The organism is Actinacidiphila sp. bgisy167 (assembly GCF_965342175.1).
Classification (GTDB): domain Bacteria; phylum Actinomycetota; class Actinomycetes; order Streptomycetales; family Streptomycetaceae; genus Actinacidiphila.
On sequence record NZ_CBDRBL010000018.1, the window covers coordinates 1 to 18520 of the forward strand.

Genomic DNA, 18520 nt, shown 5'->3' on the forward strand with positions numbered 1-18520 from the left:
CCCCCCCCCCCCCCCCCCCCCCCCCCCCCCCCCCCCCCCCCCCCCCCCCCCGCCGTGTGAAGGGGCGGCACCGTCGCGGCGCGAGTGACGGGCGTCGTGAGGCGCTGCCCCGCGGGGCGGTGGGGCCGTGGGGCGGGAGTGGGGACCGTGCCGTTACGACGCCTCCTGTCGCGTGCGCAGCGCGGCGATCCCCGCCGTTCCGGCGACGAACAGCGTGCCGTCGCCGGCGAGGGCGAGCGCCGCGGCGCGGTGCGGCGGAGTGAGAACCCGGCGCGTCGCCTCGAACAGGTTCCACAGGTGCAGTTCACCGTCGGACCAGGCCGCGGCGACCACGGGTCCCGCGGGGGTGTCGCAGGCCGCGAGAGCGGTGACCACCGCCTCCCGCCGGTCGACGGGTTCGGGCATCGGGTCTGTCCCCGTCTCCCACAGGCGCAGTCTTCCGTCGGCTCCGCCGCTCAGACAGAAGCTCAGGTCGTGCGCGGGCACGTCCAGGAGAGCCAGAGCCGTGACCGGGGCGGGATGCAGTGTGCGACCCGAGGCGCCCCGGTCGGGGGCGTCCACGTCCCACAGATGGACCCGGCCCCCCGCGTCGCCCACGACGACGTGGCGGCCGCATGCGGCGAGGGCGGTGGGCGTGGCGGCGGCCGGGTTGTGGACGTGGGCGATCCGGGAGAAGGCGACTGAGAGGTCACCCGCAGGGTGCAGGAAGTCGTTGCCGTCCAGGAGGAGCATGCTCCCCTCACGCATGACCGCGGCGACCGGCCGCACGGCGGGATCGGCCGGGACGCCCCGGCGGACGCCGCCGGTCGCAGGGTCGAGGAGCCGCAGCCGGCCCACCGGGTCGGCGGTGAGCAACGCGTCGGCGCCCAGGGCCAACGCGGTGACCGGATCGGGTGATGCCCACCGCGCGGTCCAGGAGTGCTCGCGGGCCAGGGGCGCGAGGTAGGCGGCGAGCTTCGGGTCGCCGGCGAGCGCGGCCGCGTGCAGGACGGCGGCCCGTTCGGGGCCGGTGAGGCCCAGGCTGGTGAGGGCGGGAGCGGCGCGGCGCCACACGGCCCGCAGCCCCGGCGGGGCGGGGGTGCGGGGGTCCGCCAGCGCGGCCGTGATCGCGGGAGCGGAACCGTGGACGAGGAAGCCCGGGTCACTGGTGAGCCGGCCGGCGGTGCCCGTTGCCAGGGCGAGGGCGAGAGCCCGGGCACGCACCGCCTCCGGTGCCCGTTCCCAGTCGGGGCTGCCGGCGGGCGCGGCCGGTAGCGAGGCCGCCGGCCAAGCCGACCCCTCGCCGTCCCTCGCCGGTTCCGTCGCGGAGAGGGCGCCTGGGAGCGCCACCTCCCGGAACGGCGCGGGCCAGCCGACGGCGCCGGAGTCCGCCGCTTCCACGATCAACCGTACGTGGGGGAGGCCCAGCAGCGGTGCGAGGAGCCCGCTGACGATCTCCGCGGGAGCCGTCCCGGGCGCCTGGTGCAGGTCGGGGACCGCGAGCAGGACCGGCCGCGCGTCGCGGGCCAGCCTGCGCAGGATGCCCGGTGCGTCGAGCGGGCCGTACCCGAGTTGGCGGCCCATCTCCCAGGCGAAGACCTCGGCCGTGAGCCCCGCGGCGGGAACCAGTGCGTGTACGCGCACCGCGGGATGCGGACCGGAGCCGGTGACGTACCAGGCCAGGACCCTGCTCTTGCCGGTGCCGCGCCCACCGGTGACCAGACAGAGCCGGGGGGCCTCCCCGTCGGACGCCCAGTCGAGCAGCGCGCGCCCGGACGGCAGCAGCGCGTCGTCGAGCAGCGGCCGGGCCGAGTCGCCGGGCGTGGTCACGACTCCGCCTTCCCGCTCAGCCGGCGCAGGCCCTCCGCCCGGGACTCCGCGTCCTCGCCGTACGGGAAGGTGTGGGTGAGCCGCGCGTCCGGGAAGACGTCGCCGAGCCACATCGAGCAGTAGTGCCCGGGCAGGAAACACGCCTCCAGATCGGTGTGGATGGCCGTCACCTGTTCCGGCTCGACCCCGGCCGCCCGCAGGGACGCCCACAGCCGCTCCTCCGGGTGAACGCAGATGCCGCTCGCCTGGGTGAAGATCTTCTTCTCCCCGCCCGCGTCCACGACCTCCATCGCCGCGAACCACCGCACGCTCGCGGTGTCCCGGATGTCGTCGAGCACCAGCGGCCACCAGTTCTCCCGGTCGGCGAACGCCGCTTCGTCCAGCGCGTGCAGCCGCTCCTCCAGCCGGCCGAAGGCCGTCCGGGCCTCGGCGGGGTCGTCCGTCCCGGCGATCGCCCCCAGGGCCAGATCCAGTTCGAGGAGGCCCTCAGCGAAGGCGGCGGCCGAGCCGCCGACGAACCGGGTCGGTTCGTCGTAGCCGAGCAGGACCGCCCGCACGGCGCCCTGCGCGTCCACGCACAGTTCGTAGCCCCTGTCGTCGCCCAGCCGGGTCCAGGTCTCCTGACCGTCCCCCCGGACCTCCGCGCCGACGGCGCGCGCGAATTCGCCCAGCGGGACGGGATCGGCGGTACCGGTGCGGAAGTACGGCCCGACCTGCAAGGGCAGGACGAGCTCTCCCAGCCGGCGCACGCCCTCGGGCCCGAACCGCCCGGAGGCCCTTTCGCCCGTGCTCACCACATGCCTCCCGCGATGTCCTCGATCACCGTGTGCCACAGACCCTCGGAGCGGGCGAAGGGCAGCGGGTCGGCCTCGGAGACCTCCCGGCGCACCTGTGCGGCCGCGCGTCGTACGGCCTCCAGATCCTGGTTCGCGCCGCCCTTGGTGGTGAACTCCGGTCGCCGGGTGGCGAGGACCTGCATCGCGTACGCCATGCCCGCCAGGTCGGTGTGCACGGGCTCGGCCTCGCCGATCTCACCGTGCAGCGCGAGGACACGGCCGGACCCGCCGTCCAGGGCGAGGGCGCTCCAGGCGGCCTCGCCCAGGAAGAACCAGTGGCGCACGGCGTCCGGGCCGAGCCCGAACGCGGCGAGTTCCTCCTCGCCGTACTCGTCGAGCAGGGGGGTGAGCCCGCTGCCGAGGTCGTCGACGACCTCGAACAGAGCGCCTGCGACGAGCGGCAGGCCGATGTCCGCCAGGAAGGTGCGCGTGGGGGTGTGGGAGAGCTCCGGTGCCTGTGCCTGCTCCGGCAGGCGCACCACGGCGTCGGCGCCGAAGGTCCGCACGAGCGTGTCGTGGGTGACGGTGGTGATCATGTCTCCTCTGAGCGGCCGTCGCGGCGGCGGTGACGTCAGCGCCGGTGTCGGCCGAGCCGGTTGGTGTAGTCGTTGAGGGCGTCGTTCCCGCGGGCCTGAGAAGCCTCTCGCTGCTGCTTCAGAGCCTCGGGCGTCGCACCCGTCGCGTTCTCACCGTATTCGAAGCTGTGCGACACCTGGACATCCTCCGGGAGATGGCGTTGGAGCCATTCGCCGCAGTAGTACGGGTACGTCCGGCAGGGCGCGCGCTCGGTGTAGGCCTCGGTCACCCCGCCGCCTGTCCCGCCGCGTATGAGGGGGATGCCCAGCACGCGCTCCGAGTGCCGTGAGTCGGTGCTGTGGCCGACCAGGATGAACTCGTTGTCACCGTCCTTGATCCGGAACGCCGCGTAGTTGCGGTTGCCGTAGTCCCCGAGAGCGTGCCGCGCCATCTGCGTGGCACGGGACAGATCGGTGCTCCCGGCCTCCACCGGCTCGGAGCGCTTGCGGGGTCCCTCCTTGCCGGGGGGAGTGCGGCCCAGCGGGACCGACTTCTTGCGGTGCCCGGGGAGAGGGTTGCCCCCGTCGATGAGCCTGCCGACCAGCGGGTCGTTCGCCGAGTCCGCCTTGGTCCGGGAGATGCCGGTCGGATCGTGGTCGTCGAAGCCGAGCCGGTGCACGGTGCCGTGCTCGTCCACCAGGTACACGGGCGTCTTGTCACCGAGGTTCTGCAGTTGCCCGGCCGAATGGGTCTTGTGCAGGCCGATGAGGTCGGCGGCGGTGCGCTCGTCGTTGTCCTTGTGGTTGCTGTGCATCTGGCGCACGCCGCGCCGCATGTCCCCCGTGATGTGCGACGTCGCGTTGTCCAGGCCGTTGTGCACACCCGTGATGACGGTCTCGATGAACTGTTCGGCGGCCTGCGTCAGTTCCCCGCCCCTGCCCTTCGTCCTCGAGTGGTGCCCCCGGGCGCGGGCAATCTTGTCGCGGCCCCGGGACCTCATCTCCTCGCCGTGGTCGCCGACGGAGGCGTCGAAGTCGTCGTAAGCGCTCTCGTCGTGGCGGATCCGGCTGCCGCCTCCGCCGCCTCCGCCGCCTCCGCCCCCAGCGCCCCCGCCCCCGGCGCTGGCCAGCACGAAGCCGCCGTCCTTGCCGCCGGTCACCTGGTGCTCGGCGTCCTCCACGCCCTGCTGGAAGCCGTCCTTGCCCGCGTCGGCCGCACGGCCGAGGTCCACGCCGTGCTGGACGCCCAGCGCGTTGGCGCCGAGCTGGATGGCCAGGTCGCCCGCCATGTTCCCCAGCGCCGCGTACACCGGGCCCGTCGCCAGGCCGATGACCTGGTCGACCGCCTGCTGGGCGGCCTCCTTGAAGAGGCGCTTGACGATGATCCGGGTCGCCTGCGTGGCGCCCGCCGCGCCGAGTTCGGACAGGCCCAGGGTGAAGGGCGCGGCGGCCTGGGCGGCGATGAGCTCGGTCGCCAGGATGCCGAGCTGGACCACCGCCCCGATCTTGGCGCCCTCGATCACCAGGGCCACCCCGTCGAGCGCGGTCGCACCGAGCCGGCCGGCGTCGGCGAGGTTGCCCAGGTGCGAACCGACCTTGCTCCAGTGCGCGTCGAAGGCATCGATGGCCGGGCCTTCGGTCGCCCCGAGCAGGCCGGCCACGGCCTCGTGCAGACCGCCGCCGCCGTGGTCCACGTCATCGGCGAACTCCCGCAGGGCCGTCGCCATCTCGCGGTAGTCGTCCTCGTCGACGTTCGGCCACATGATGCCGATCAGGTCGAGGAACCAGGCCAGTTCGTCCGGCAGGACCACGCCCATGAGCAACCCCCGTCGACTCCGGCGCACAGAAGCTCTTCTTCCGCCTCCCTTTTATCAAACGCCTTACGGGTAGGGGTGGTTGCATCTCGAAGACGAAGGAAGCGCGAAGGCCCCGCACATGCCGTGCGGGGCCTTTCGCGTCGTATGGGAAGCGGGAACCGCTACCGCAGGCGCGCCATCAGGGCGTGTTCGACGAGCGTGATGAGCGCGCTCTTCGCCTCGGCGCGGTGCCGGGCGTCCGTGGTGAGGATGGGCGCCTCGGGACCGATCTGGAGGGCCTCGCGGACCTCGTCGGGCGTGTACGGCTGGTGGCCGTCGAAGCCGTTGAGGGCGATGACGAAGGGCAGGCCGCTGTTCTCGAAGTAGTCGACCGCGGGGAAGCAGTCGGCCAGTCGGCGGGTGTCGACGAGGACGACGGCGCCGATGGCGCCGCGGACCAGGTCGTCCCACATGAACCAGAAGCGGTCCTGACCCGGCGTACCGAACAGGTAGAGGATCAGGTCCTCGTCCAACGTGATACGGCCGAAGTCCATGGCCACGGTCGTCGTGGTCTTGTCCGGCGCGTGCGTCAGATCGTCGATCCCCGCGGACGCGGAGGTCATCACGGCTTCGGTACGCAGCGGGTTGATCTCCGATACGGCACCGACGAACGTGGTCTTGCCCACGCCGAAGCCGCCCGCCACCACGATCTTCGCCGAGGTGGTTGAGCGAGCTGGACCGCTAGAGCTTGCGAAGTCCACTGAGCACCCTTTCGAGCAGTGTCACGTCTGGCTGTCCGCCCGAGGCACTGTCGCCACCGGGCTGGTGAATGGCGACGAGCCCGGCCTCCGCCAGGTCGGCGACGAGGATTCGGGCGACGCCGAGGGGGATGGAGAGGAGCGCGGAGATCTCCGCGACCGACTTGATCTCCCGGCAGAGAATGCAGATCCGCTGGTGCTCCGGCAACTGGCCCCGCAGCTGCACCGGATCGGCTGTCGTACTGACCAGCGCCTCGATGGCGAGTTGGTAGCGCGGCCGGGTTCGGCCACCGGTCATGGCATAGGGGCGTACCAGACCGGACGGCTGCCTGGCCGGCCCGGTCTGCGCTGTCCGAGGCGGTGGCGCCTGCGGAGGTTCGTACGGCTGGATCCTCGGCTGCCGGTGCGGTGGCATGGGCCTGGGACCGTGATTCCCGCCGCCATGGGAGGCGGGCGGTTCCGGGCTCGGCGCCGAGGGGAAGTCAAACCGCTGGAAGGGCGGCTGCTGTTGGTGATTGCCGTACTGATCTCCGCCTGAGGGCGTTGCCACGGTTCCTCCTCCAGCTGGGTAACGCGTCTGAAAACCCTACGGGTCCCCAGACGCGCCCGCAGGCCTGTCGGTCAGTTGAGCAGGCTGCCCTGCAACTCCGCACGCAGATCAGGAGTCAGCACGTTGCCCGCCCGGTCGACCAACAGGGCCATCTCGTAGCCCACGAGGCCGATGTCGCACTCCGGGTGCGCCAGTACGGCCAGCGAGGAGCCGTCCGAGACGGACATGATGAAGAGGAAGCCGCGCTCCATCTCCACGACGGTCTGGTTCACGTGGCCGCCCTCGAAGATGCGCGAGGCACCCGCGGTCAGCGAGGTCAGACCGGAGGCCACCGCGGCCAGCTGGTCCGCACGGTCCCGCGGGAATCCTTCGGACATAGCCAGCAGCAGGCCGTCGGCAGAGACCACAACCGTATGGGAGACCCCTGGGGTCTGGTCCACGAAACTGGTGATCAACCAGTTCAGGTTCTGTGCCGCCTGGCTCATCGGACTCAACTAACGCTCCTGGTGCTTGGGGCCGAAGCCCTGGCCGTTCGTGTCAGTTCCCGCAGTGCGTCCCTGCTGGACGCCGCGCCGGAGATTGCTCAGCCGGCCGCGGACGTCCTCGGGTGCACGGGAGACCATCGGTCCGCCCTGCGGAGTCTGTTGTGCGGTCCCCGGGACCAGGTTGGCCTTGGGGACCCGCCGGGGCAGGCCGGAGGGGGTGACTCCGCCCGCCTTGGGCTTGCGGGCCTGTTCGGCCCGCTGCCAGTTGTCGTCGTTCGTGGAGTGCCACTCGGTTTCCCCGTCCGACGCCGGCGCGGAGGACGCCGGCTGCGCCGGGAAGCCGTCCGCCGGCTGGGGCTCCGGCTGTGCCGCCGCCCCCGGGCCGGACTGCTGCCGCCCGCGCTCCCGACGCGGCAGGCCCGCGTCGGTCATCGAGGAGTGCAGCGGGCCGGCGGCCGGACCCGGTCGGTCGAAGCCTACGCGCTCCGCGGCCTCGAAGGGGGCGGCAGTGGCGGAATCGGCCCCTCCCGGGGCGGGGAAGGTCTGCGGCCCGGGAGGCTGCGGCACGTCGTCGGCCGACGTCGTCCAGTGCTCCTGGGCATGGCCGTTCTGCTGCTGCCAGTCGCCCTGGGCGTAGCCGTTCTGCGGGGGGTACCCCAGCGCGGCGTAGGCGCCGTCACTGTGGACCTGCTCCTGGAAGCCGGGCCGGGTGCCGTAGCCCTGCTGCTCCTGGTACGGCTGGGCCTGCGGCTCCTGGTAACCCGGTCCGCCGTAGCCCTGCGCGGGGAAGCCTTCGCCCTGCGATCCGTCGCCCTGGAAGGTTCCGTCCCCCTGGAAGGATCCGTCCCCCTGGGAGGGGGTCTCCTGGAACGCCCCCTCGGCGCCCGGCTCCTGGTAGCCGTCCTGGAATCCCTGCTCGCGCGCTTCCCCCTCGAAGGCCGGGTGCTCCGCGGGGCGGTCGCCGGCCGCAGCCTCGAGTTGGGCGCGGCGCTGGTCACGACCGAGTGAGCGGCTGACGGGGTCGAGCGCGCGGGTGTCCTGCGGGGCCTGGGCCCGCTCGTAGCGCGAGTCGTCGAAACCGAGCTCCGCGGCGGTCGGCCCGTAGGCGGCCTCCTGCGGGGCCTCGAGCTCCGGCACGATACGGGAGACCGTGAAGTCGTTCTCCAGCGGCAGCTCCTCGCCGCCGCCTCCGTGGGTGATCGGTTCGGGAAGCATGACCAGCGAGGTCGTGCCGGCCTGCTCACCGGACGGGCGGAGCTGGACGCGGATGCCGTGCCGGTCGGCGAGGCGGCCGACCACGAACAGGCCCATGCGCTTGGAGACCGACGCGTCGACGATCGGCGGGTCGGCCAGCTTGTGGTTGATGTCCGCGAAGTCCTCGGCGGTGAGGCCGATGCCCTTGTCGTGGATCTCGACCATGACGCGGCCGTCGGGCAGCCGGGTGGCGGTGACCCGCACCCTGGTCTGCGGCGAGGAGAACGTGGTGGCGTTCTCCAGCAGCTCCGCCAGCAGGTGCACGAGGTCGGTCACGGCGGTGCCGTGGATCTCGCTCTCCGGGATGCCGACGAGCTCGATGCGCTCGTACGCCTCCACCTCGGAGGCGGCCGCGCGGAGCACGTCGACCAGCGGGACCGGCTGGTTCCAGCGGCGGCCGGGCTCCTCGCCCGCGAGGACGAGGAGGTTCTCGCCGTTGCGCCGCATACGGGTCGCCAGGTGGTCCAGCTGGAAGAGGTTCTGCAGCTGCTCCGGGTCCGCCTCGTTGTTCTCCAGGTCCGTGATCAGCGTCAGCTGGCGCTGGATCAGGCCCTGGTTGCGCCGGGAGAGGTTGGTGAAGATCGCGTTGACGTTGCCGCGGAGCAGGGCCTGCTCCGCCGCGAGCCGCACGGCCTCACGGTGGATCTGGTCGAAGGCGCGGGCGACCTCGCCGATCTCGTCGTTGGAGGTGATCGGGATCGCCTGCACGCGGGTGTCGACCTTGCCCGGGTCGGTGCGCGAGAGCTGGTCGACCAGGCCCGGCAGCCGCTGTTCGGCGACCTCGAAGGCCGAGGTGCGCAGGCGGCGCATGCTGTTGCTCATGGAGCGGGCGACCATCGCGGCCACGATGAAGGCGATGATCAGCGAGATCAGCACGACGGCGGAGTTGACGACGGCGTCGGTACGGGCGCCGGCGGCGATGTCGCTCGAGTCGGTGTACGCCTGGTCGGCCAGGTGCTGCCCGACGTTCTTGTACGCCTCGAAGGCGAGGGTGCTGGCGCCGAACCAGCTCTCCGGGGTCACGCCCTGGGCCTTGAGCTCCGCGGGGCTCTTGCCGGAGGCGATCTGCTTGATCATCTCCTCGAGGGCCGGCGGGGCCTTGAACGGCCGGTCGGCCCGCTTGGCCGCCTCGGCGGCCTGGGTGAGCTGCTCCTTGCCCTTCTGCTGGGCCGCCGCCAGCTCGTCCTGCAGCCGCTGGTGGTCCGCGGGGCTGCCACCGCCGCGGTACTCCTCGAGGGCGACCTGCTGGAGGTAGGCGTACGAGGTGAAGGCGGTGAGCTGGAGCTGCAGCTCACCGGGCGCCAGCTTGCTGCGGTCCTCGACCAGCAGGTGGGTGCCGATGGAGCGGGTCAGCGACTCGGCCGCCTTGGCCAGTTCCAGCGCGTAGAGCGTACGGCCGTAGGAGGCGACGCGGTTGGTGCCGAAGCCCAGCTCGTTCGTGAGCTCCATCAGCGGGTGCTGGACCTCGACGTACTTCTCCTCGGTCTGCACGCCGGGGAGCTGCCGGGTGAAGGCCGTCTCGCGCAGCTTCGACAAAATCTTCTCGCCCGCGCGGATGGTCGCCACGCGGCGCTGCAGCCGGTCGTTCACGGGCAGCTCGGCGACGGCCGCGTCGAACTTCGCGGCGGCCCGGTCGGTGGCGGCACGGGTGGCGACGACGTTCTTGTCCTCGGCGTCACCGGCCAGCAGGGGAACCACGCTGAGGTCGCGTTCATTGAGGACGGCGTTGGCGTAGTCCACGGCGGCGCGCACGGCGTCGGCGGTCCGCACCGCGTCGTCCGCCTGCTGCCATGTCTGGACGGAGCTCTGTACCCGGAAGCCGCCGAAGACCAGGGCGACCAGCACCGGTATGAGGAGGATGACGTTCAGGCGGGTGCCCACCCGCCAGTTGCGCATGGCGAAGCGGTTGCCCGTACTCGCCACCGGCGTCGGGGCGGTGGCGACCTCGGGAGCAGTGTCCTGCGTGTTGCCGTGTCGCGCGGGCGGCGTGAAATTGCCACGCGGATGGTCCGCGGGATCCGGCTCTGCTCGCCTCGTGTTCCTCACTCGACCAACAACCTCTCGGCGACGGCGCCGCGGCGGCACCGTTCCTACTCTCGGGTTTCGACAGATTCCAGCACGTCATGGGGGTGCTCCACAAACGTCCGGAGAGGACTGCGACCCCATGATCACGCGCCGCGTAAAACGGGCATAAGTGTAAAGCGATGGCAATTCACCGGTAAGTTGAGCGCGCAGTGAAGCCGAATGGGCGCGGGCGGTGTTCGGGTTGTTCTGATTCGCGGTCGAAACGTTATGAACAAAAGGACCGGCCATGTCGGAAGACACGGCCGGCCCCTACGCGAAGTGCCGAGCGGGAATGCCTACTTGAGACGAGCCAGCAGCGCGTGTTCGACGAGCGTGATGAGCGCGCTCTTCGCCTCGGCGCGGTGCCGGGCGTCCGTGGTGAGGATGGGCGCCTCGGGACCGATCTGGAGGGCCTCGCGGACCTCGTCGGGCGTGTACGGCTGGTGGCCGTCGAAGCCGTTGAGGGCGATGACGAAGGGCAGGCCGCTGTTCTCGAAGTAGTCGACCGCGGGGAAGCAGTCGGCCAGTCGGCGGGTGTCGACGAGGACGACGGCGCCGATGGCGCCGCGGACCAGGTCGTCCCACATGAACCAGAAGCGGTCCTGACCCGGCGTACCGAACAGGTAGAGGATCAGGTCGTCATCGAGCGTGATACGGCCGAAGTCCATGGCCACGGTGGTCGTGGTCTTGTCGGCCACGTGCGTCAGATCGTCCACACCCGCGGACGCCGAAGTCATCACGGCCTCCGTGCGGAGCGGGTTGATCTCCGAGACCGCTCCGACGAACGTGGTCTTGCCCACGCCGAAGCCACCCGCCACCACGATCTTCGCCGAGGTGGTGGACCGGGCCGCGGGCGGCGCACCGTACGCCGCCTGCTGCCCCGGCCTAGAGCTTGCGAAGTCCACTGAGCACCCTTTCGAGCAGTGTCACATCAGGCTGTCCGCCGGCCTCGCCGCTGCTCGGCTGGTGGATGGCGACCATACCGGCCTCGGCCAGGTCGGCCACCAGGATCCGGGCCACTCCCAGCGGGATCCCCAGCAGCGCCGAGATCTCGGCGACCGACTTGATCTCCATGCACAGGTGGCAGATGCGCTGGTGTTCGGGGAGCAGTCCCTGGAAGGCGCCCGGGTCCGCGGTGGTGCTGACCAGGGCCTCGATGGCGAGCTGGTAGCGCGGCCGGGTCCGACCACCGGTCATGGCGTACGGCCGCACCAGCGGCTGGTCGCCCTCGCTCCCGTACGGCGCGTGGTGAGACGCGCCGTACGGGCCGGGCGAGGCGGGCGGCGGGGTCATGAATCCTCCGGGTAAGAGCGGACGCGTGTCGCGAGTAGTCATGGGGCGTGCATTCGGCCGGGCTCCGCGGAGCTCAGCCCATCAGGCTGCCTTGGAGTTCTGCGCGCAGGTCGGGCGTGAGCACGGCACCCGCTCGGTCGACGAGCAGGGCCATCTCGTAGCCCACGAGGCCGATGTCGCACTCCGGGTGCGCCAGCACGGCCAGCGCGGACCCGTCGGAGATCGTCATCAGGAGGAGGAAGCCGCGCTCCATCTCCACGACGGTCTGGTTCACGTGGCCGCCCTCGAAGATGCGGGACGCGCCCGCGGTCAGCGAGGTCAGACCGGAGGCAACGGCTGCCAGCTGGTCGGCACGGTCCCGGGGGAACCCCTCGGACATGGCCAGCAGCAGGCCGTCGGCGGACACGACAACGGTGTGGGACACCCCGGGGGTGTTGTCCACGAAGTTGGTGATCAACCAGTTCAGATTCTGTGCCGCCTGGCTCATCTGACTCAACTAACGCTCCTGCTGGTGAGTGGTGCCAAAGCCGCGGCCGTCGGTCATTCCCGTACCGGCCTGACGGCCCTGCTGGATACCGCGACGGAGGTTGGTCAGGCGTCCGCGCACGTCGTCGGGGGCCCGGGAAACCTGCGGACCTCCCTGTGGGGCTTGCTGGGGAGCACCGGCTCCCGGGACGAGGTTGGCCTTGGGGACCCGCCGCGGCAGACCCGAAGGAGTGACCCCGCCGGCGGACGGCTCGCGAACCTGGCCGGCGCGCTCCCACACCTCGTCGTTCGGCGAGGACCGCCACGCCGCGGACTCGCGCCGCGGGGGCAGCGGCGGCTGCGCGGGCTGCGCCGACGGCGCGGGCTGCGCCGGCTGTGCGGGGTACTCGGCACGGGCCCGCTGCGGCTGCTGCGGGGCGGGGCGCTGCGGCGACCGGGTGGGCGCGGCGGCGCTCGGGACGTTGCCGTTGTTCTGCTGCGGGATGACCGGGGCGCCCTCGACGTGCACCTGCTGCATGCGCTCGGCACGGCCGGTACGGAACCAGTCCGACTCGAGCGAGTCGAAGATCGGGCTGGTCTCGTCGTTGCGCATCGGGGCCGGAGGCAGCGCCATCGGCTCGCTGGCGGCCGGCAGCGGCTGCCGCTCGCCCTGCGGGGCTGTGGGCCGCTGCCGCGGCGCGGCATCGGGTCCCTGGGCGTACGACCCGGAGTGCCGCGGGCCGGTCGGGGCCGCCGGAGCGGGCTGCCTCGGCTCCGGAGCCCGCGGGGCCTCCGCCGGCTGGGAGTACTGCGGGTACTGCGGGGCCTCCGCGGGCTGCGCGTACTGCGGTGCCTGCGGGTACTGCTGGGCCTGGGGGACATCCGCCGCCTGCGGGTACTGCTGCGCCGCGGGGCGCTGGAAGACGTCGCTGCGGGTGAACTGCTGCTGCGGCGCCTGGCCGCCGTGCTGCGGCATCTGCGGCGCGCCGTACGCCAGCGGGGTGGGCGGCATGGCGCCGAAGTCCGGGCGCTCGAACTGCGCCGTGGTCTCCAGCTCCTCGTGACCGCGCGGCATGTCGGCCTCGGGGCCGTGGGCGGCGCCCATCGGCTGCGGGGCCGCCGGGCGCTGCGGGGGAGCAGCCTGAGGCTGCTGCTGCTGCTGCGGCGGCTGCTGCGGGCGACCCTGGCCGCCGGAAGCCTGCTCGTTGGCCCAGCTCGGGCCCGAGTGCTGCGGGCCGGGGCCCGCGGGTGCGCCGGGGCCTGCCTGACGGCCGCCCTGCCGGCCCCCGCCGGGACCGGAGTTGAGCGCCGGACGCGCCGCGGCGCCGGGCACCTGGTTGCGCGGGCCGCCGCGGTGCATGCCGGCCAGGCCGGTACCGGCCCCGCCGCCCATGCCCGGTGCGGAACTGCCCGGAGCCGCGGCGGGGGCCCCGCCGGGCTGCTGGCCGCGGTTGCCCGCGCCGGGCTGCGGCTTGGCGCCGCCCTGGGTGACGTCCACCGGCAGCATGACCAGCGCGGTGGTGCCGCCCGAGTCGGACGGACGGAGCTGGATCCGGATGCCGTGGCGCAGGGACAGGCGGCCGACCACGAACAGACCCATGCGGCGGGAGACGGAGACGTCCACCGTCGGCGGGTTCGCGAGCCGCTCGTTGATGTCGGCGAGGTCCTCCGGGGAGAGGCCGATGCCGGTGTCGTGGATCTCGATCAGCACGCGGCCGTCGGGCAGCGCGTGGCCGGTGACCCGGACCTTGGTCTGCGGGGAGGAGAACGAGGTCGCGTTCTCCAGCAGCTCTGCGAGCAGGTGGACGAGGTCGTTGACGACGCGGCCGGTGACTTCGACCGCCGGTACCGATGTGAGCTCGATGCGCTCGTACTGCTCCACCTCGGATGCGGCGGCGCGCAGGACGTCGACCAGCGGAACCGGGCGGGTCCAGCGGCGGCCGGGCTCCTCGCCCGCGAGGACGAGGAGGTTTTCGCCGTTCCGGCGCATACGGGTCGCGAGGTGGTCGAGCTTGAAGAGGCTGGACAGCTGGTCCGGGTCGGCCTCGCGGGACTCCAGTTCGGAGATCAGGCTCAGCTGGCGCTGGATCAGGCCCTGGCTGCGGCGCGAGAGGTTGGTGAACATCGCGTTGACGTTCCCTCGCAGCAGCGCCTGCTCGGCGGCGAGACGGACGGCCTCGCTGTGGACCTCGTCGAACGCGCGGGCCACCTGCCCGATCTCGTCGCGGGTGTTGATACCGATCGACTCGACCGAGGTGTCGACGTCCTGCGGGTCGGACTCCGAGAGCTGCTTGACCAGTTCCGGCAGCCGCTTCTGGGCGACTTCCTGGGCGGTGTCCTGCAGCCGGCGCAGCGAGCGGACCATGGACCGGGCGACGACGAAGGCGCCGACGACCGAGATGCCGAGCACGAGGAGGATCAGCGCACCGCTGAGGATCGCTTCCTGCTGGGCCTCGTCACGCAGCGTCAGGGCCTTCTGCTGCATCTGCTGCAGCAGGGTCTGCTCGATCTGCCCCATGACCTGCAGCTTGGTCTTGGCGTCGTCATCCCAGTCCAGATAGGTGCCCTGGAAGTTCTGGATGCTCGACTCGGAGCCGATGATGCGGTCGGCCTGGTCGTCGAACTTGGTGACGATGTCGTTGCCGCCGGTGAGGCCCTTGAGGAGGTCCTTGGCGTTCGACCGGCCGTAGATCTGGGTGAACTGCTTGAGCTCCGTGCCCTCGGCGCGGTTGGCGCCCTGGAGGTAGCGGAAGTCGTTGGGGCTGAGGGTGCGGTCGTTGGCCAGGGCGGCGCTGACGACGGCGCGCTGGATGGAGTCGTACTCCTTGGCGGCCGAGAACGCCGCCAGCGCGCGGGTACTGGTGATCATCTCCGAGTTGCCGGTCGCCTCGGCCAGTTCCTGGGAGAGGTCGATCAGCGACTGGATGAGGTTGTTGTACTCGCTGACGGTCTGTGAGATGTAGCCGTCCTGGTCGTACGCGCGCTCCTGGATGCCGCTCAGGGTGCTGAGCTGCTGGTTGATCGTGCCGATCGAGGCGGCGACGCCCGTGAGGTCCGGCGAGACCTGGTTGGCGGCGTTGACAAAGGCCGTACGCGCCAGCTTGGTCTTCTGCTTGGCGTCGACGATGCCGTCGTCGCCCTCGTTACGGGACTTGCTGGACAGCGGGCCGGCCGAGACGTCCCGCTCCTCCTGGAGTGCGGCGGCCAGCTTGGTCGCCTGCTCCGTGAGGTCGGTCAGCGAGGTCATGGCGTCGAGCTGCTGCACGTTCTCCAGCGAGCTCTGGATGCGGAGCGCACCCAGTGTGGTCGCGGCGACCACCGGCAGCGCGAGCAGCGACACCAGACGGGTGCTGATGCGCCAGTTGCGCATGGCTATTCGGGAGCCGTGCTTCGGGCCGGTGCGCACACCGCTTCCCGGCGTGGTGTCGCTCTGCGCACCCGCGGTTCCGGCGTCTGCGGCTTCCTCCCGGCGGGCGGGTCCGGTATCGGCCCCACCGTGCTGCTCCGGGTCGCCCGCAGCGCCGCCATCCCTCTTGAAACGTCCCTGCACTAGCGTCGCAACCTCTGGACCAGGCGTCCCCCGCACGGGCGGCAGGACGGTGTCGAGTCTTCGGAGTCCCGCCTTCCCGGCGGATACCCATTGGCCGCCGCTCGGCGATCGCACGCTCCCCCCGCGCGCCGGTTTCTGTTGATACGGCGGTCCGGGGAATTTCAGCACAGTGCCGCACGTCCAACAAGGGCGGACAGGTTTTGAGGGGAACCCGTGACTCAACGCGTCCAGTGGATCACACGGCGTTCGCGCGCTTTTGTGAATCTTCGGGCAATCCGGGCTTTCCGGGGGCGAGTTCAAGCCTCGCGCTCGACGCCCGGCTGCTGCCGACCAAGGGTGAAGAGTCCGGATGAGCCGTGATGTCGGATTCCCCGTCATCGGCCAGCCGACCGATTCGCCCTGCTTGTCCCGTCGTTCGTGAGGAAAATCACAGGCCGTCAGTTGTATCGAGCATCCGGATCGGGGAATGGCCGCCGATAGATTGACGTTTGACACAAGCGTGCACTACGTCAACCGCGCCCGCCGGCGCCCGGGACACCACGAGGTTCTGACCGCCCCATGAAGACGACCATGATCATGCGACCCATAGCCAACCCGCGCCGCACCACCCTCGCGCACCTCACGGACGCCGAGGACACGCGGACCGCAGAGGTCGCCCCGGACGTCGAGGAAGCGGAAGCCGTCGTGCTGCCCCGGCAGACCGCCAACCCGCGCCGCACCATCCTGAAGGAACTGCCGACCGCCTGAGAGGCAGCGCGGCCTCCGAGGCGCGGCTCGGCGGCGGGTCCCGCTGGCCACCCCCGGGATAACCTGGAGCGTCAGTCTCCGGCCAGTGAGGTGAGCTGCTTCCCGTGCGCATCGCCAGGTTCTCCATCGACGGCAATGTCGCCTTCGGCGTCGTCGAGGGCGACGAGTCCGTCCCGGACGGACTCGTCCTCGACATCATCAAGGGCATCCCGTTCGCCGAGTACGAGCGCTCCGGCACGAAGGTGCCGCTGAGCAAGGTCCGGCTGCTGCCGCCCGTGCTCCCCAGCAAGGTCGTCGCGATCGGCCGGAACTACGCCGAGCACGCGGCCGAGCTGGGCAACGAGGTGCCGGAGGTCCCGGTCGCCTTCTTCAAGCCCTCCACGTCGGTGATCGGCCCCGGTGACCCGATCGTGTACCCCTCCTTCTCACAGGAGGTGCACTACGAGGCCGAGCTCGCCGTCGTCATCGGCCGGATGTGCCGCGAGGTCCCCCGCGACCGTGTGGCCGAGGTCATCCTCGGCTACACCTGCGCCAACGACGTCACCGCTCGGGACGCCCAGAAGGCGGAGAAGCAGTGGGCGCGCGCCAAGGGCTTCGACTCCTCGTGCCCCATCGGCCCCTGGATCGAGACGGACCTCGACCTCGCCACCGCCAACGACCTCGCCGTCACCGCGACGGTGGGCGGCGAACTGCGCCAGGCCGGCCGCACGAGCCAGATGATCCGCTCCATCGAGGACCTGATCGTCCACATCACCGAGGCCATGACGCTGCTCCCCGGCGACGTCGTCCTCACCGGCACCCCGGCGGGCGTCGGCCCGCTCCACGTCGGCGACGAGGTCGCCGTCACCATCGAAGGCATCGGCACTCTCACCAACAAGGTGATCAAGCGTGACTAGCGCAGCTCCCGTACGCGTACGTTTCTGCCCCTCGCCGACCGGCAACCCCCACGTGGGCCTGGTCCGAACCGCCCTGTTCAACTGGGCCTTCGCCCGCCACCACCAGGGCGCCCTGGTCTTCCGCATCGAGGACACCGACGCCGCGCGCGACTCGGAGGAGTCGTACGAGCAGCTGCTGGAGGCCATGCGCTGGCTCGGCATCGACTGGGACGAGGGTCCCGAGGTCGGCGGCCCGCACGCCCCGTACCGGCAGTCGCAGCGGATGGACGTCTACAAGGACGTCGCCGCGAAGCTGCTGGAGTCCGGCCACGCGTACCAGTGCTACTGCACCACCGAGGAGCTCGACGCGCGACGCGAGGCCGCCCGCGCCGCCGGCCGCCCCTCCGGCTACGACGGCCACTGCCGCGAACTGTCCGCCGAGCAGGTCGACGCCTACGAGCGCGAGGGCCGTGAGCCCATCGTCCGCTTCCGCATGCCCGACGAGACGATCACCTTCACCGACCTAATCCGCGGCGAGCTGACCTTCACCCCGGACAACGTGCCCGACTACGGCATCGTCCGGGCCAACGGCGCCCCGCTGTACACGCTGGTCAACCCGGTCGACGACGCGCTGATGGGCATCACGCACGTGCTGCGCGGCGAGGACCTGCTGTCCTCCACCCCGCGCCAGATCGCGCTCTACCGCGCGCTCGCCGAGATCGGCGTCGGCGGCGGCGCCACCCCCCTCTTCGGCCACCTGCCGTACGTCATGGGCGAGGGCAACAAGAAGCTCTCCAAGCGCGACCCGCAGTCCTCCCTCAACCTCTACCGGGAGCGCGGCTTCCTCCCCGAGGGCCTGCTGAACTACCTGTCGCTGCTCGGCTGGTCGCTCTCCGCCGACCGTGACGTCTTCACCATCGAGGAGATGGTGGCCGCTTTCGACATCGGCGCGGTCAACGCCAACCCGGCGCGCTTCGACCTCAAGAAGGCCGAGGCGATCAACGCCGACCACATCCGCATGCTCGACGTCAAGACGTTCGTGGAGGCCTGCGGCCCGTGGCTGAAGGCCCCGTACGCCCCCTGGGCGCCCGAGGCGTTCGACCAGGCCGCGTTCGAGGCGATCGCGCCGCACGCGCAGACCCGCCTGACCGTGCTCTCGGACATCACCGCCAACGTCGACTTCCTCTTCCTGGAGGAGCCGGTGGAGGACGAGGCGTCGTGGCAGAAGGCCATGAAGGACCCGGCCGCCGCCTCGGCACTGCTCACCACCGCCCGCGAGAACCTGGCGGCCGCCGACTGGAACGCCGAGGCGCTGAAGAACGCCGTCCTCGCCGCCGGGGAGACGCACGGCCTCAAGCTCGGCAAGGCCCAGGCGCCTCTCCGGGTCGCCGTCACCGGCCGCACCGTCGGGCTGCCGCTGTTCGAGTCCCTCGAAGTGCTCGGCCGCGAGCGCACCCTGGCCCGCGTCGACGCCGCCCTGGCGAAGCTGGCCGGCTGACCGCGGCGCCGATCCGCCCCGGACC

Annotated in this window: 15 protein-coding genes; 3 read left to right on the top strand and 12 right to left on the bottom strand. The window is 71.6% G+C overall.

Annotated features, from left to right (window positions below; translation table 11 throughout):
• Positions 1–153 precede the first annotated feature (153 nt).
• The 12 genes from ACRWND_RS09720 to ACRWND_RS09775 all read right to left on the bottom strand — a co-directional run bounded on the left by ACRWND_RS09720 (position 154) and on the right by ACRWND_RS09775 (position 15375).
• A complete protein-coding gene (locus ACRWND_RS09720) occupies positions 154–1809 on the bottom strand; it encodes a WD40 repeat domain-containing protein (RefSeq protein WP_431948075.1) in 1656 nt (551 codons plus the stop codon).
• Complete coding sequence (locus tag ACRWND_RS09725) at positions 1806–2603, bottom strand: nucleic acid/nucleotide deaminase domain-containing protein (protein WP_431948077.1); 798 nt, start codon at positions 2601–2603, stop codon at positions 1806–1808. The genes ACRWND_RS09720 and ACRWND_RS09725 overlap by 4 nt, the downstream gene beginning before the upstream one ends.
• Positions 2600–3181 carry an SUKH-4 family immunity protein gene (locus tag ACRWND_RS09730; protein ID WP_431948079.1) on the bottom strand — a complete coding sequence of 194 codons (582 nt, stop codon included), beginning with the start codon at positions 3179–3181 and terminating at the stop codon, positions 2600–2602. Before ACRWND_RS09730 ends, ACRWND_RS09725 begins: the two co-directional genes overlap by 4 nt.
• 35 nt (positions 3182–3216) lie before the next feature.
• Complete coding sequence (locus tag ACRWND_RS09735; RefSeq protein ID WP_431948081.1) at positions 3217–5004, bottom strand: nucleic acid/nucleotide deaminase domain-containing protein; 1788 nt, start codon at positions 5002–5004, stop codon at positions 3217–3219.
• 134 nt (positions 5005–5138) lie between these two features.
• Positions 5139–5717 carry a GTP-binding protein gene (locus ACRWND_RS09740; RefSeq protein ID WP_431948083.1) on the bottom strand — a complete coding sequence of 193 codons (579 nt, stop codon included), beginning with the start codon at positions 5715–5717 and terminating at the stop codon, positions 5139–5141.
• Positions 5698–6264, bottom strand: a complete 567-nt coding sequence (locus tag ACRWND_RS09745) for a DUF742 domain-containing protein (protein WP_431948085.1) — start codon at positions 6262–6264, stop codon at positions 5698–5700. The genes ACRWND_RS09740 and ACRWND_RS09745 overlap by 20 nt, the downstream gene beginning before the upstream one ends.
• Before the next feature lie 71 nt (positions 6265–6335).
• Positions 6336–6749, bottom strand: a complete 414-nt coding sequence (locus ACRWND_RS09750) for a roadblock/LC7 domain-containing protein (RefSeq protein WP_018562059.1) — start codon at positions 6747–6749, stop codon at positions 6336–6338.
• A gap of 9 nt (positions 6750–6758) precedes the next feature.
• On the bottom strand, positions 6759–9899 hold the full coding sequence (locus ACRWND_RS09755; protein WP_431948225.1) for a nitrate- and nitrite sensing domain-containing protein: 3141 nt from the start codon (positions 9897–9899) through the stop codon (positions 6759–6761).
• Between the two features lie 464 nt (positions 9900–10363).
• On the bottom strand, positions 10364–10972 hold the full coding sequence (locus tag ACRWND_RS09760) for a GTP-binding protein (protein ID WP_431948087.1): 609 nt from the start codon (positions 10970–10972) through the stop codon (positions 10364–10366).
• Positions 10953–11360: a DUF742 domain-containing protein gene (locus ACRWND_RS09765; RefSeq protein WP_431948089.1), complete on the bottom strand. Its 408-nt coding sequence runs from the start codon at positions 11358–11360 to the stop codon at positions 10953–10955. The genes ACRWND_RS09760 and ACRWND_RS09765 overlap by 20 nt, the downstream gene beginning before the upstream one ends.
• Before the next feature lie 73 nt (positions 11361–11433).
• On the bottom strand, positions 11434–11847 hold the full coding sequence (locus ACRWND_RS09770; protein ID WP_431948227.1) for a roadblock/LC7 domain-containing protein: 414 nt from the start codon (positions 11845–11847) through the stop codon (positions 11434–11436).
• Between the two features lie 9 nt (positions 11848–11856).
• A complete protein-coding gene (locus ACRWND_RS09775; RefSeq protein WP_431948091.1) occupies positions 11857–15375 on the bottom strand; it encodes a nitrate- and nitrite sensing domain-containing protein in 3519 nt (1172 codons plus the stop codon).
• Positions 15376–15933: 558 nt separating this feature from the next.
• Between ACRWND_RS09775 and ACRWND_RS09780 the strand changes: the two genes are divergently transcribed.
• The 3 genes from ACRWND_RS09780 to gltX all read left to right on the top strand — a co-directional run bounded on the left by ACRWND_RS09780 (position 15934) and on the right by gltX (position 18495).
• Positions 15934–16122 (top strand): hypothetical protein, encoded by a 189-nt coding sequence (locus ACRWND_RS09780; RefSeq protein ID WP_431948093.1) that lies wholly within the window; start codon positions 15934–15936, stop codon positions 16120–16122.
• Between the two features lie 104 nt (positions 16123–16226).
• Positions 16227–17018 (top strand): fumarylacetoacetate hydrolase family protein, encoded by a 792-nt coding sequence (locus ACRWND_RS09785; protein WP_431948095.1) that lies wholly within the window; start codon positions 16227–16229, stop codon positions 17016–17018.
• Positions 17011–18495, top strand: a complete 1485-nt coding sequence (gltX, locus tag ACRWND_RS09790; protein WP_431948097.1) for a glutamate--tRNA ligase — start codon at positions 17011–17013, stop codon at positions 18493–18495. Before ACRWND_RS09785 ends, gltX begins: the two co-directional genes overlap by 8 nt.
• Positions 18496–18520: the final 25 nt, after the last annotated feature.